We start from the raw sequence: 13,217 nt of genomic DNA on the forward strand, positions 1-13,217 counted from the left end.
GATCCTCGAATGCTTTGCTGTAGATGCAAGAAAAAAACTGGCCCGATGACATAAAAGGAACTTGCCATCGGGCCAGGCATACAGAGTTAGAAGGTGAACTTGAGAGCGCCCTGCATCACGCGCGGTGCGACATTACCGATGCTGGTGATCTGTCCGAAGTTCGAATCTCCAGGATTGGAGTCCGGTTGCCCGAAGCTCGGATGATTAAGTGCGTTAAATGCCTCCCAACGAAACTGCAACTTATACTGCTGGCGGATGGTCCAGTTCTTAAGAACAGCCAGATCCGCGGTCTCGATAGGGGCTTCCTGAATAGAAAACTTCTGCGAGTTACCCGGCGTGCCGTAGGCATTGTTCGTGAAGGCGGCGGTGTTGAAGTAGCTGTTGAGCCAGTGGCTCTTGCCACCCTGGCGGACATTCGCGTGTTGTCCGGGAACAACATCGGCACGGTCCTGATTCTCATTGAAGAAGGAGTTGTTGTTGCCTTCGCCACCGTTCATCGTAAATGGCGGCCCGGACATGGCGGTGTAGAGACCCGAGAACTCCCATCCTCCGAGAACGTTTTTCATCAGCAGGCCGGAGTGCTCGAGCTTGGGAAATTCGTAAACGAAATCGCTCACCCACATGATCGGGTAGTTGAGGCTGGAGAGGCCGTAGTCGTGACGGATAGAGTACGGATCGCTCACGCTGGATTCGAACGAAGGATCTCCGGATCCGCCTACGTCCGTATCGCGCGACCAGGTGAAGTTGCTCTGAAACTGCAGTCCCCAGGAGAGGTGCTTCTGAATGCCTGCCTGCAGAGCGGAGTAGTGCGAGGTCGCGCCATCCTGTACCTGAATGATCGCGCTGAAGTTGGGATAGGTCGTGCGGCTTCCGTTATTCGCATTCGTCGGCGTGCCGAAGTAGTGGCCGGGGTTCTGGTCTACCGTCGTAGCCTGGTGAAAGGACTCCGCGCCAACGTAAGCGATATGCAGCGCCCAGTTCTTCGCGAACTGCTGCTCCAGCGAGAGATTCCATGTCTGAGTGATGCCGAGCTTGAGGTTCGTGGAAAAGACTGCCGGCAGCGCAACAGGCGTGGTAAAGGTGACATTCGACGATGGCACTTGTGAAGGTGACGCGAAAGGCGGGAACGGGCTGACGCCTCCCGTCGCCGTGAAGCTGCTCCACGGCTTGTCGAAATCGAGCGGAGTGGTACTGCCTCCATTCAGAGAATAATCCGGTGCGAATGGCGCAGCATCCCACACGTGGTTATAAAAGGCATCTTCCATCGGCGTCGTGAACATGCCGAAGGCTGCGCGTACCACGGTATTCGAACGTGCCTGCCAGGCGATACCGAGACGCGGTTCGAAGTATCCATACGTGCTGGGCATAACCCCGGGCCCGACGCCTTTATCGCCGACAAACACAAGACCGAGCGGAGCATTGGGATAACGGGTGCTCTGCTGGCCAGGAATGAACGCAGCGCCACGTCCGTGAGCGATGGTCAAGGCAAAGTTCGGGTCCCAGCGAAGACCGGCGGTCACAGTTAAGTTGGGACGAAGCTTGTACTGATCCTGAACGAAGTAGCCCATCAACCATCCCTGCTCACTTCCGGATTCGCCGGCGCCTTGGCTCATGCTGTAGAGATAGCCGAGCAGAAAATCGGCGAGCGGAAATCCCGTGTACTGCCCGGTGAAGTCCACCTGCGCATTCACTTCGCCGCCGTAATACTCGTAGCCATAGCGGTGCATGAGGTTGGCTCCAGCCAGCAGTGTGTGCTTACCCAGAGTCTTGGTCAGCGTATCGGTAAAAATCCAGTAACGGCGGTGGGTATCGTTGGGATCACCCGTGAAGGCGCTGAAGCCAAGGCCGCCGCCATAGAGTGAATTGCCATCGAAGGCTTCCAGACCGCCGATGTAGCACTCGCCGGTCGGATCGGAAACAGCAATGTATTCCGATAGGCAGACCGGTTGGCCGCTTGCGTTGTACTCTTTCGTGCCGGTCGAAAAGTCATACTGCTGCCAGGAGAGAATGGCGCTGTTGAGCAGCGTCGGGCTGATCGTCCACGTATGCCCTGCGGCGAGGTTCAGATAAACGCCGGTATTGGCATTCACTCCGGAGAGAATATCGCCGACAGTGGTTCGCCCGGGTTGGTTGAAGGTGTAAAGAAAGCTGCGTGCAAAAATCTGCTGCTTCTGCGAGAGGTTATAATCCAGCCGCGAAGTGAGCTGGTTATAGGTCTGTGTTTCCGCCGGAGTCGCATAGTTCGTTTCACCGGTCGCTGCATTCGAGCCCAGAGGCAGCGATTTGGCGATGGCCAGCGCGCCCGGACTGAAGAGGCTGGTACTCACCTGTTGCGCCTTTCCATCGACGGTCTGAAATACCCCAGCCAGCGGGCCGGTGAGATTGGAAGCAGGCACAGAACTGAAGTCTCCATCCAGCATCGCCTGTGTCGGCGTGTACGTAACATTCGAAGAAGAGTTATAGCTGCGGCGCGTCCCCTGGTAGTTCGTGAAGAAGAAAAGCTTGTTGCGCAGGACAGGACCGCCGATATAACCGCCGAACTGATTCTGCTTGAGCAGGTCGACCGCGCCAGTGAAATAGTTCTTTGCATTCAAATCGTTGTTGCGGACAAACTCGAACAACCCGCCATGGAATTCATTCGTGCCCGAACGCGTCTGGATACTGACGATGGCCATCGGAGCAAAACCATATTGAGCATCGAAATTGTTGGTCACGACGCGAAACTCCTGAGTCGCATCCGAGTCGGGAAATGGAGACGCAAGCAGGTCGAAGGTATCCATGTTGGCTACGCCATCCAGCAGGTACCAGGCGCTGCCCTGGCGTTGCCCGCCTGCCGATGCTCCCGATTCCGTTGCGAAGGAGTTGCTGCCGGTTAAAGTCGATGCCTGCGAGAAAAGCTCATTGCTGACGCCCGCGGCCACGAAGACAAGATTCGAGGGATCGCGGCCGTTGAGTGGAAGCTCCGTCACCTGGTTCTGCCCGATAACCTGCCCTAATTCCGCCGACGTCGTATTGATCAGCTCGGCGCCGCCGGTTACGGTGACGGTATCGCTGGTGCTTCCAATTTTCAGCCCCACCGCCAGCGTGGCATTCTGCGCAACGGTAAGCTGGATTCCTTTTTGCACAAAAGATTCGAACCCTGGAGCGCCCACCGTCAACGTGTAGACGCCAGGTGGAAGCGCGCGGAAGACATAGGTGCCGCTCGCGTCGCTGTCGGCCTCGCGCACCAGTCCCGTGCCCTCATTTTTGATCGACAGATGAGCGTTCGCAACCACTGCGCCGCTGGTGTCCGTGATCGTTCCTCCAAGCTGCGCCGCAGTGTTCTGCGCATGCAGCCCAAAGGAGAAGCCGAAGAACAGCGCCAGAACGACTAGGGCGCTGCGGAGTGAAATGTATTTATCCCCACGCTGTCCGCGGAAACAGAAGCGTGATGTGCGGTCTGTTGCGATACACCGGAAGAACCAACCTTGTGTTTGTGCAGTCATGCTCAGCCTCCTGATGCGCCTACCCTGAAGTGTCTTTGTTATGGTTTTAGTCATTGCTTACAGCCTGATGAAAATGCCTCGGCGGTAGAGTTGCCAGACGACGCCCCAGCAGAGAGCCGCGAACACCACGGAGTAGACCAGCGATCCGAAGGCTGGCGATCCGATGAGGCGAAAGAAGTGCGAGTACACATACTGCTGAATCGACAGGCGGGAGTGAATGTGAAAAGTGGCGACTGCCGATGAGAGCAGTTCCGAAAATACATACGCGGCAATGGCATTGGTGCCGAAGACAATCCATGGCAATGTCCAGCGGCCCCGCAGCTGCCATAGCTCGCAGAGCAGATAACAGGTAGCGAAGAGAACCAGGCTCCATCCGCCGGCATAGAGCACGTAAGAGCTGGTCCAGAGTTTTTTGTTCAGGGGAAAACTTTGTGACCACAACAGGCCGGCAGCCAGCGAGATAAGACCGGAGAGCAGAAACACCGCAAAGGTGCGCCAGGTGGCACGCGTGCGCTTCAGATACCACCCGGCCATCATCCCCATCAAGGTGCTGGCAAACGATGGAAGATCGCTCAGCAGGCCTTCGGGGTCGCGCGTGCCTTCAAAGAGACGCCCAGGAAAGATATGCCGGTCGAGATACGCGACCAGGTTGCGATCCGGATCAAGAAGCGGGATATCGCGGCCGGGCAATCCGTAACCTGGCACCGGGACCCAGCGCATCAGCGCCCAGTAGCCCACCAGAGCGGCGACAAAAAGCAAAATGCGTGGCGCAATGCGGCCGGTAGCCAGCTCCAGCAGGCTGGCGAGCAGATAGCAGACGGCAATGCGCTGGAGGACGCCGTAGATGCGCAGCGTCTCGAGATGAAAGTAAGGAAATCCGTTAACGATCAGCCCCAGCAGCACGAGAATGACAAAACGCCGCAGCACATGCAGCAGGAGCGTGCGCTTCGGTGTCGATTGCGCGCGGCGTCCGCGAAAGGAAAGAACCACGGAGACGCCCATCACAAAAAGAAATGTGGGAAATACCAGGTCGGTCGGGGTAAAGCCGTTCCATGGAGAATGATTCATGGCGCGATAAGCCAGCTCATTCTGCCCGTTATTATTCACCATGATCATGAAGCCGACGGTGATGCCGCGCAGCACATCGATGAACTGCAGCCGCGGGCTTGTCGCGGTCATCGTCTGCGTCGATTTTTGCGTCATGGTCTGCACGGTATGTCTCCTCTTTCTTCTGGCCTGCTTAGATCTCGTACCGTCTGCATGCCTCCAGCAGACGGCGCGACTCCACAACAGCATCGCCAACCGGAGTTGCCGGGCTTGGGCGATAAGGCGAGGACAGCCACGTCTGCTGCCACAGGTCGAGTGAAAAAGCAGCGCCACGATGGCGAGCCTCGAACCAGGCTTTCCAGCGCGCCGCGTAATAGTCGCGGGCAAGGCCGGACCAGGCCCGGGCAGCGTAATCGGAGAGCTCAGGCCACCCCCAGGTCGTAATCAGCCGTCGCGCATTCTCGTCATAAAACGCGGCTTCAGCATTGTTGCGAGCCCAGGAGCGCGCTGCGGTGGTCCATGTCTCGAGCCGCCGGTCGGTGCGGATGTTCAGCAGCCCGTCCATGGCTTCCATCCACACAACAGCTTGCGCCGCGTGTCTCACCGCATCATCGCGTCTGTCTGGATAGAGTGCGACCGCAGCCGCCAGCACTTTGTCGACGTATCCTCCCACAGCCTGCACCGTAAGCTCGATGACGTCGTTTCGGTAAAGCTCCGATCCACCCAGCTGCGGAGCACATGCGAGAAAGAGCTCGACGGCCTGCTGATACTCCGGGCCTGCATTCACGGCGACGGCCTCGGGATGGCTGCCGGGCTCCGTCTGCCAGGCCTGCTTGGTCATCCAGATGTGGCTACCGTAAGCAGTCTTTTGCAAAAGCTCCCACGCCTTGCGCATGCTCTCGGGGCAGGCTCCGTAGCGCGATCGGCAGTAGGCAGGAATCCAGATGTCGAGATCGATCGCCTCACGCTGCCAGGCCGCATCGGTCATCAGCTCATAGACGACTTCGTTATTCTCAATGCCTTCCGGGCACATGCTCCATCCGGCAAGATTTCCGCGCTGCGCACTCGCGAGCGCCGCAGCGCCTGCTGAGGCCATCAGAGAGAGGTTGCCCTTGATATTGTTGTTGCCCCCAAAGGTGTGGGCCATGCCATGCAGCCACTGCTTGCCGAAAAACGCCTTCTGCAGCTTCCATTGCTCAGGCGAGTATTTGCCTTTCACATCCGCTGCGAGGTCATTCGAATAATCGAGAATCAGCATGCGATCGTCCGGCACGCCGCGCAGTAGCGCGGCAACGGCTGCGTTATCCCAGAACTTCGCGTCGTAAACGAAGGCCCAGCCCTGCATCACCCAGGTTCCCTCAGGATCACCGGCAAGGATGCCTTCATAAACGGTGCGGCCGAAACGCTCCAGGTCTTTCTCCCGATGCTCTTCGCGCACCGGCACCGAAAGCTCATTGAAGGTGTCCGCAAGATAGTAGGAGACCTCTCCGTACTCCGCCTTGTAGCGCTCGATGAAGCGCTTTCCGATCTCGCGATAAAGCTCCGTCTGTCCCGGGTGCAGGATAAAGGTCCGTGTACTGCGAGGGATGGTCTTGAATTCCTCCGGCAGCCAAAGGAGCGTGAAGGTCTCTGCCTCGGGATGGACTCTCTTGAAGCCCTGTGGCACAAAACCGGCAAAGGCAGGAGCCACCGGCTTCATGTCCAGCTCACGCATCCGGTCGAGAATCTTCTTCTGGAGAAGACGCTTCTGCTCGATCCAATTCTGGGAAAGAGGCCCATCGAAGTTGTTGATGTTGCCCATCCGGTGCCAGGGAAGATGGCCCGGGCCCGTGGAGAATTGGTCGACCTCGCTTTCGCTGAGGCCGAAAGAGAGCCATACCTGCTGCCAGATGGCCTCCTGCCCCTCCATGGCCAGCGGCATATTGATGCCGTGCAAGGCCATCCAGTCCAGCTCGCGCTCCCATCGCGCCCAGTCCCAGAAAGCCATGGTGTACCCGTAGGTGCAGGGATTCAGGTACTGGACAAACCGATACGGGCAGACCACCCGCTGCGCCGCCGCTGTCGGCCACTGCGCAGGCAAATCCAGATGTTGCCCGCTCCAGGTAATCATCGAACCGCAGCTCTCGCGCAGGTACGAATAAACACCGCGGCAGATGGCGACGGCGCTGCTTCCGCGGACCTTCAGCCTGCCCTCGGCAGCCTCGATCTCATAAACTTCCTGCTCTCCCTCGAGCGGAATCTCGGAGATCTCGATCTCCGGGAAGGCCTCTCCGAGCTGGCGCACGAGCACCGACCGGGCTGCGTCGCTGGCTGTTCGCGGCCTGCCCTCATGAGATATCCCACCCCTTCCGGTAAGGGCCGCGCCATCCCGCCTATAGACCATCGCAGCCAACTCGCCCGGAGCCAGTGCAACCCCTGCGCCCCCACAGGAGATCTCAAGAAATTTTCTTCGCGTCAGCAAAAGCGACATTCCCTCCAGTGGCAGGAGTGTCCCTTCGCCGTAGTAGCCGATGGAAGCTAATTCACCGTTCCATGCACCGTTTTCACTGTTAAAACGCCCTCAGAGCAAAGGCAACTTCAACAAAACAAAACGCATATCAAAATAGCCGCAGGTTGGCGAAAGGAGTCACCAACGATCAGGGCTGAATGATCCGCCAGGCAATGAGGCGCGATTCCGGAGCATTGCCGCCCACGCTTGTCGTTTCAAGCAGAGCCTCGAAGTGAGGCATATGGGTCGAAGTCGCTCCAATCCGATGAGCAAAATCGTCGAAGCTGCGAGAGTTAAAGGGAAAGTCCGCTGCCGATTCGGTGCCAGCCATGCCGGTCCCCTCGAAGAGCAGCACATTGCCGTCATCTCCAAGACCGGGCAGAAAAGCCAATACCCCGTAGCTGCGCCGGAAACCGTTCGACAGCGCTTCATAGTAAATGGGTGCCTCGCCACTCTGGAGATGCTTATTGCGCACATACCCTTCGGAGGTCTTCCAGTCGTAATTCACATCGAAGTTCAGGCGGTCGGCGAAAAGCGCAATCCAGGGATTGGCCCCGATGCCCCCGATCAGAACGATATTGGAGCTCTTGAGGTCGTCCAGGCGCAGCACCCGCGCATTGCGCGTCTCCACATCCGCGTTGACAGCTTCAGGAAGCCGGCCGAGCCGCATGGCCAGATTCAGGTCTGCCGTACTCGTATATTGGTGGGCCGCAAACCAGTTAGAAGTGAGCTCCGCATTGCCCACGCGTGGATTCGACTGCTCCAGATAGCTGCCGCTGAGGTACTCGTCGAGCGGAACCGCCGCCTGAATGAGCTCCTGGTAAAGCACCAGTGCGTCATCGGAAGGCACGAGAATGGCCCGCTGGCCGGGCGCAAAGATACCCGACCACAAGAGATGGGATGGGCTGTCGATGCGCGCCCTCATCCATAGATGAAAGCCCCATCCCGCAAGAATCAGGAGTATGACGGAGGCAGCGGCGATACCCAGCCACTGCCGCCGGTGAGGCCTGTCTTCGCTCCTTATTTCGCTCTCCGGGAGAGCCGCCTCCGGCTTCACGGCCACAGAGGAGGATGGAATCGGAGGAGCGGTCACCAGAACACTCTGCCGCGGCTCGAAAACCGGCACGTATCCGCCCTTGGGGATCGAAATCACCATCGGCGAGTGCGGAGCTTCGGATTCGAAATACTCGTCCAGCCTCAACCGCAGCAGGCGAGCCTGCGTCCGGACAATGCTGTCTTCCGAAGCGATGTAGTGGGGAGAGCGCGAGAAGACATGAATGCCGATCTGCTGCTCGTTAATTTCGCGAGCCTTGCCCTCGAGAGTCCTTAGACAGATGAACTCGAGAAAGCGCGCGAGGCGAACGGATTTGGCAAACGTTCGCGAGGAGAGAATCTGGCGCAGCAGGGCCAACCGCTCATCCGTCGTCTCCGTATCGTCCTCCTTATTTTCTGTACGCCTGTAGGGTGGGAGGGCCCGTCACCACGTAGGAAATTCATTCCACACATCATAGCGAGGTGCTTCCTGAAGGGGCAATCGCGCAGGAGAAGTCGACAAAACTCGCCCGCTTATCGGGTTCCGGGCAACTTCGCCGGCAATAAAGGGAAGAAACATCGCGGATCAAGGTTGTTCAGAGAATGGCGCCTGGCATGGCACCAACAAAGTCAAAAATGGGACACACGCAAAAACAGCACCTAAGCGGAATCCGCTTACTGTGCCCTTATCGTGTCCATTTTGATTGCCACTGTGGGTCGCCACTCAAAGCGAAGCGCTTTTGTTTGAGTGGCGGGGACGACGGGGCTCGAACCCGCGACCTCTGCCGTGACAGGGCAGCGCTCTAACCAACTGAGCTACGTCCCCAGGAAAGATGCGTGCGCACCTTTAACTCTAGGTATATCACATAGAATCAGGCTTTTGCAGTGTTTCCGCTTCTGCCGTGTTCTAAGTTTTTGCTGTCGCGGACCATGCTTGAGGACGTTGAGAACACTCAAGCCGTCACTGCCACAACAAGATTGATCTTATCAGAAGATCTCTTCCTTCAAACGGCCGATTCACCGGCTCGCGGGTGTTTTTTGCATTTCCCTGTGGATTACGCCGTGATTTCTCCTCTGAAAATGGCGCATACATCCTGAAAACAGAAGCCGGGCTCTCAAACGAGATCCCGGCTTTCCAGCACCCCTGTTCCGGATTCCTTCCCGCTATTTCGTTGCCTGCTGAAGTACGCCCGTCTGGCCCGAGGATTCCGGCTGCACAACAATCCCGTCGTAGAGCGACGCAGCGACGAGACGGCCGCCCATGGTATGCACCCGGCGTACACGCCAGCCCGTATCCCACCACTTCCATGACTTTTCCGTAGGATCCACGGCGAAAACCAGGGTGGAATCGAGTGACGTGATCACCACGCGCTTCATCGATTCGTTCCAGTCCACGCTGGCGATATTGCCAAACGGCAGATTGGTCATCGCTTCCCATGTCTGCCCCTGGTCCTTGCTGAAGAAGGCGCCTTCGCGGCCCCCGAGCCACAGCGTACCGTCGGGCTGCGTAGTCAAGGCCTGTACCTGGGTCAGCTTCGCCGGCAGAGCAACGGCCTTCCAGTTCATGCCGCTGTCATCGGAAACACGCAGGTCATTCCGGCGCGCCGCAAAGACCACCGGCCCGTGTTCGTCGACAAAGCGATAGTCCGCATCGTTCAGAACCGGTCCGGTCCACGTCGCACCCTGCGTCACGCTGCGATACACCCCGGTCGACGTGGCGGCGAACCACACCGTACCGCTCACCGCGATGCTGTTCACCTGTCCATCGATCGGTGTCGGCTTGTCTGCTTCCGTCACCGTCTTCTTTTCGCGCTTGCCGTGCCGCGTCACCAGGACGGTCTTTTCTCGCGTGTTCGCAACCATGCCGTCCTGCTGCCAGGTGCTGCCGTCCCAGCGGAAGAGACCGTGGTTCGTGCCCGCGAAAATTGTCCCGTCATCGCTCTGCACCAGGCTGAAAACATCGCGGCCATCCAGTCCCTGGCTACGCTGCGCCCACGTCCGGCCGCCGTCTTCGGAGACAAAAACCCCGCCATAGCTCTTGTCGTTCACCACGCCGGCATAGAGCGTCTCGGGCTTCTTCGCATCGGTCAGAAACGCCGTCACCTGCCGCTGGGATATGCCTGCATTCGACGCCGTGAAGGTTGCAGCCCCATCCATGCTCGCCAGCACACCGCTGCGGTCGGTCGCCAGCAGCACGTGCTTATCGTCCTTCGGATCTACATAGACGTCATTGATGATTACGTCAGGTCCGGTCATCCGGGCCCAGTTCGCGCCGCCATCCGCCGTCTTGTAGAGACCCTCAGTCGTGCCCGCATACACAATGTTGCGATTGACCGGATCCTGCATCAGCACACGCGTGCGCCGCGCCGTCGAAGGAATACCCTGCACCTTCCGGAACACTTCCCCGCCCGTATCGCTCAGATAGATTCCCGAACAGGCGCTGGCATACACCACGCTTGGCCGCGCGGGATCGATGATGATCGAGAACACATCCGAATCGTCGATCACGCCCTGCTTGATGTTCTTCCAGTTCGCACCGCCATCGGTGGTCTTCCACGGCAGGTGCCAGGTTCCGGCATAGATCGTCTTCGGGTCCTGGGGATCGATAGCCACCGACTCCACCTTGCGGATCTCGCCGCTGCCCTGCGGACTGATCTGCGCCCAGTGCTCGCCGCCATCTTCGCTGCGATAAATACCGCTGATCGCACCGGCAACCAGAATCTTGGAATTAGACGGAGCCTGCGCAAACGAGCGCACCGACTGCCCTTCCATGCCAGCAAAGGACGTCCAGCTCTGGCCCGCATCATGGCTCACGTAGATGCCGCCACCATCCCGGGTCATCCTCCAGACCGCGGCATAAATCGTCTTCGGATCGGCCTCATCGACGGCCAGGTTATCGACGACCAGGTCGTCGGTCTTTCCCAGGCGAGCCAGGCGCTTCCAGCTGGCGCCGCCATCGTTGGATTCATAAATCCAGCTATCCAGTGTTCCCAGATAGAGATGCTGCGGGTGTGTGGGATCAAAGGCAAAGCTGCGGGCGTCACCACCCTCCGGCCCGACCGATACCCAGGGCGTGGATGCGCCCAGGGCGGAAGCGGCTGGAAGAGAAGCGAACACGGCACAACCAAGGAGAAAAGACTGCAGACGGCGATAGTTCATAGTGGGTTACGGATTTCGATCGTTATTGGGATGATACTCCCGCCGGAAGCGGGAACGGTTCCCCAGTACAAGGCCTGTTTCCTCTCTTGGTACAAAAGCAAAAGGCCAGCCTCGCGGCTGGCCTTTTGCTGATCCTCAGCGGAGATTTGCATCCCCGCCGATTGGCTTACTGCTGTGCAGCCTTCTTCTTCTTGTGGTGGTGGGCCGGGGCAAGCGCCTTGCGGGGCTGAGCCTTCACAGAGGACTCATCCACGGCGGTCGTACCAGTCACGTCGTTGTCGAAGGTGGCGCCGGCGGGCACGAGGTAGTTGTCGACCTCGTTGGTGCCGGTGGTGCCGGTCCGCACCGTGATGCGGCTGGCATCAATGCCCTTCTCCGTTACCAGGTAGTCCTTGGTGTTCACCGCACGCTGCGCAGCCAGATTCGGCTCGACTTCGTGGCGGTGATGACGACCCTTGACCTCAGGTGCCGGAGCGGTGTTGCCAACAACAACCAGGGTGGCGTCGGAGGCGCGCTGAGCATTCAGAGCGACATCGTCAAGGCAGCCCTTCGCGTCGTTGTCTACGCGAGCCGGACGGCGCTTGTCGTGATCGAACTGGATGGTGCAGAGCGTCTGCGTCTTCGGAGCCGGAGCCGGAGGAGCCTGGACATCGACCGTGGTCGTGCCCGAAGCAGTCTGGCCCTTGTCGTCAGCCACGTTGCAGGTCACCGTGATGCTGCCAGCCGGCGCACCGGTGGTCGACAGCGTCGCCGTGTTGCCGTTGCCGCTGATCGTGCCGGCAGAGGCTTGGTAGGTGTAGGTCAGCGGACGGTTCTGCGGGCTCACGCCGGTCGCAGTGATCGTCGAGCTGTCACCCGGCTTCACCGACGAGGGGTTCGCCGAGCAGCTGACCGTCGGCGGCTCGAACTGCTTCACCGTGAACTGCGCGGTGCAGTCAGCCGACTCGCCAGGCTTGTTGCCTTCGGTCACGTGGCCGGTCACCGTGTAGGAACCGGGGGCCAGGCTCGCCGTGTCGATCTTGCCTTCGGAGCTGCTGCCGCTCACCGTCACACCCTGGCCGCTCCAGCTGTAGGAAGCAGTCTTCTTGGGGTTCAGGTTCGTGGCGGTGCCGGTAACGGTGATCGGGTCACCCGGATAGACCGAGTTCGGGCTCACCGCGCAGGAGTACTGCACCGGCGGAGGCGGTACGATGTTGCCGAACTTGAAGACCAGACCGGTGCTCAGACGGGCATTGCCGACGTTCGCGCGGCCGCCAAAGGCAACTTCAGGTCCGTAGTTCGCGTGGAAATACTCATAGTCTGCCTGGAACAGGCGAAGACCCAGGCGATGATGCCAGAACGGCAGATCGTAGTCCAGACCGCCGCCGGCCGTCAGAGCCGGACCCCAGGTGTAGTTATGCGCCGCGTAGGGTTCGTCGTTCGGACCACCCAGGCGGACACCGCCGGCCAGACCGTGAACGAAGGGCGTCATGCCCTGCAGCGGGAAACGGAAAATGATACCGGCCTGCGCGGTCTGCGCGCCGTCATTGTTCCCATCCGGATGGTTGGCGTACTCAACCTGGCCGCCCACATACTTGTTGAAGTAGTATGCGCCGCTGATGATGGCACCGTAGTCAATCGACGAGTAGCTGTCGGAGAACGTCGTGCCATCCAGCTGAGGGGTCTGAACAGTACCCTTCGGAGCCAGGTACGAATAACCGGCAAAGATGTCAATCCGTGACACCGGAGCCTCTGCCGCAGCAGAGGGCGTTGAGGACGAACTCTGCCCATACATGCTCGATGCGCCAAGTCCTACAGCACACCCCACAAGCAGAATTCGGCTCAAAGGATTCAAGAAACGAGAATGCATGCGCCTATCCTCCAAAACCTTTGGAAATCGAACAAAAACCACTTTAAGGCCTAACTGGTACAGGCCAGGATTACAAAACCATCATCACGACTGCAGCGAAAGTCTGGAACTGCAGAAAATCTGACATTGCGGAAACGAAACCATGAGCAAGCCGGAT

The 13,217-nt window shown here is 59.0% G+C and carries 6 protein-coding genes and 1 tRNA gene; all 7 read right to left on the reverse strand.

Features of this window, described 5'->3' with window-relative positions; genetic code table 11:
- Positions 1 to 86 precede the first annotated feature (86 nt).
- The 7 genes from ESZ00_RS14425 to ESZ00_RS14455 all read right to left on the reverse strand — a co-directional run bounded on the left by ESZ00_RS14425 (position 87) and on the right by ESZ00_RS14455 (position 12,934).
- On the reverse strand, positions 87 to 3,485 hold the full coding sequence (locus tag ESZ00_RS14425) for a TonB-dependent receptor (protein WP_164981534.1): 3,399 nt from the start codon (positions 3,483 to 3,485) through the stop codon (positions 87 to 89).
- A 57-nt stretch (positions 3,486 to 3,542) separates the two neighbouring features.
- Positions 3,543 to 4,688 (reverse strand): acyltransferase family protein, encoded by a 1,146-nt coding sequence (locus tag ESZ00_RS14430; RefSeq protein WP_129209355.1) that lies wholly within the window; start codon positions 4,686 to 4,688, stop codon positions 3,543 to 3,545.
- Positions 4,689 to 4,725: 37 nt separating this feature from the next.
- Positions 4,726 to 6,822 (reverse strand): alpha-N-acetylglucosaminidase, encoded by a 2,097-nt coding sequence (locus ESZ00_RS14435; protein WP_229741375.1) that lies wholly within the window; start codon positions 6,820 to 6,822, stop codon positions 4,726 to 4,728.
- Between the two features lie 346 nt (positions 6,823 to 7,168).
- Positions 7,169 to 8,431 (reverse strand): hypothetical protein, encoded by a 1,263-nt coding sequence (locus tag ESZ00_RS14440; RefSeq protein WP_129209035.1) that lies wholly within the window; start codon positions 8,429 to 8,431, stop codon positions 7,169 to 7,171.
- A 370-nt stretch (positions 8,432 to 8,801) separates the two neighbouring features.
- Positions 8,802 to 8,878 (reverse strand) — tRNA-Asp (locus ESZ00_RS14445).
- Between the two features lie 338 nt (positions 8,879 to 9,216).
- Positions 9,217 to 11,169: a VPS10 domain-containing protein gene (locus ESZ00_RS14450; RefSeq protein WP_164981535.1), complete on the reverse strand. Its 1,953-nt coding sequence runs from the start codon at positions 11,167 to 11,169 to the stop codon at positions 9,217 to 9,219.
- Positions 11,170 to 11,377: 208 nt separating this feature from the next.
- Positions 11,378 to 12,934, reverse strand: coding sequence for an OmpA family protein (locus ESZ00_RS14455; protein WP_308419080.1), 1,557 nt, complete (start codon positions 12,932 to 12,934; stop codon positions 11,378 to 11,380).
- Positions 12,935 to 13,217: the final 283 nt, after the last annotated feature.

Source organism: Silvibacterium dinghuense, assembly GCF_004123295.1.
Classification (GTDB): domain Bacteria; phylum Acidobacteriota; class Terriglobia; order Terriglobales; family Acidobacteriaceae; genus Silvibacterium; species Silvibacterium dinghuense.

Coding starts and splice junctions, on each gene's coding strand:
- ESZ00_RS14425 (WP_164981534.1), bottom strand. CDS start 3,485: ATGACTGCACAAACACAAGGTTGGTTCTTCCGGTGTATCGCAACAGAC.
- ESZ00_RS14430 (WP_129209355.1), bottom strand. CDS start 4,688: ATGACGCAAAAATCGACGCAGACGATGACCGCGACAAGCCCGCGGCTG.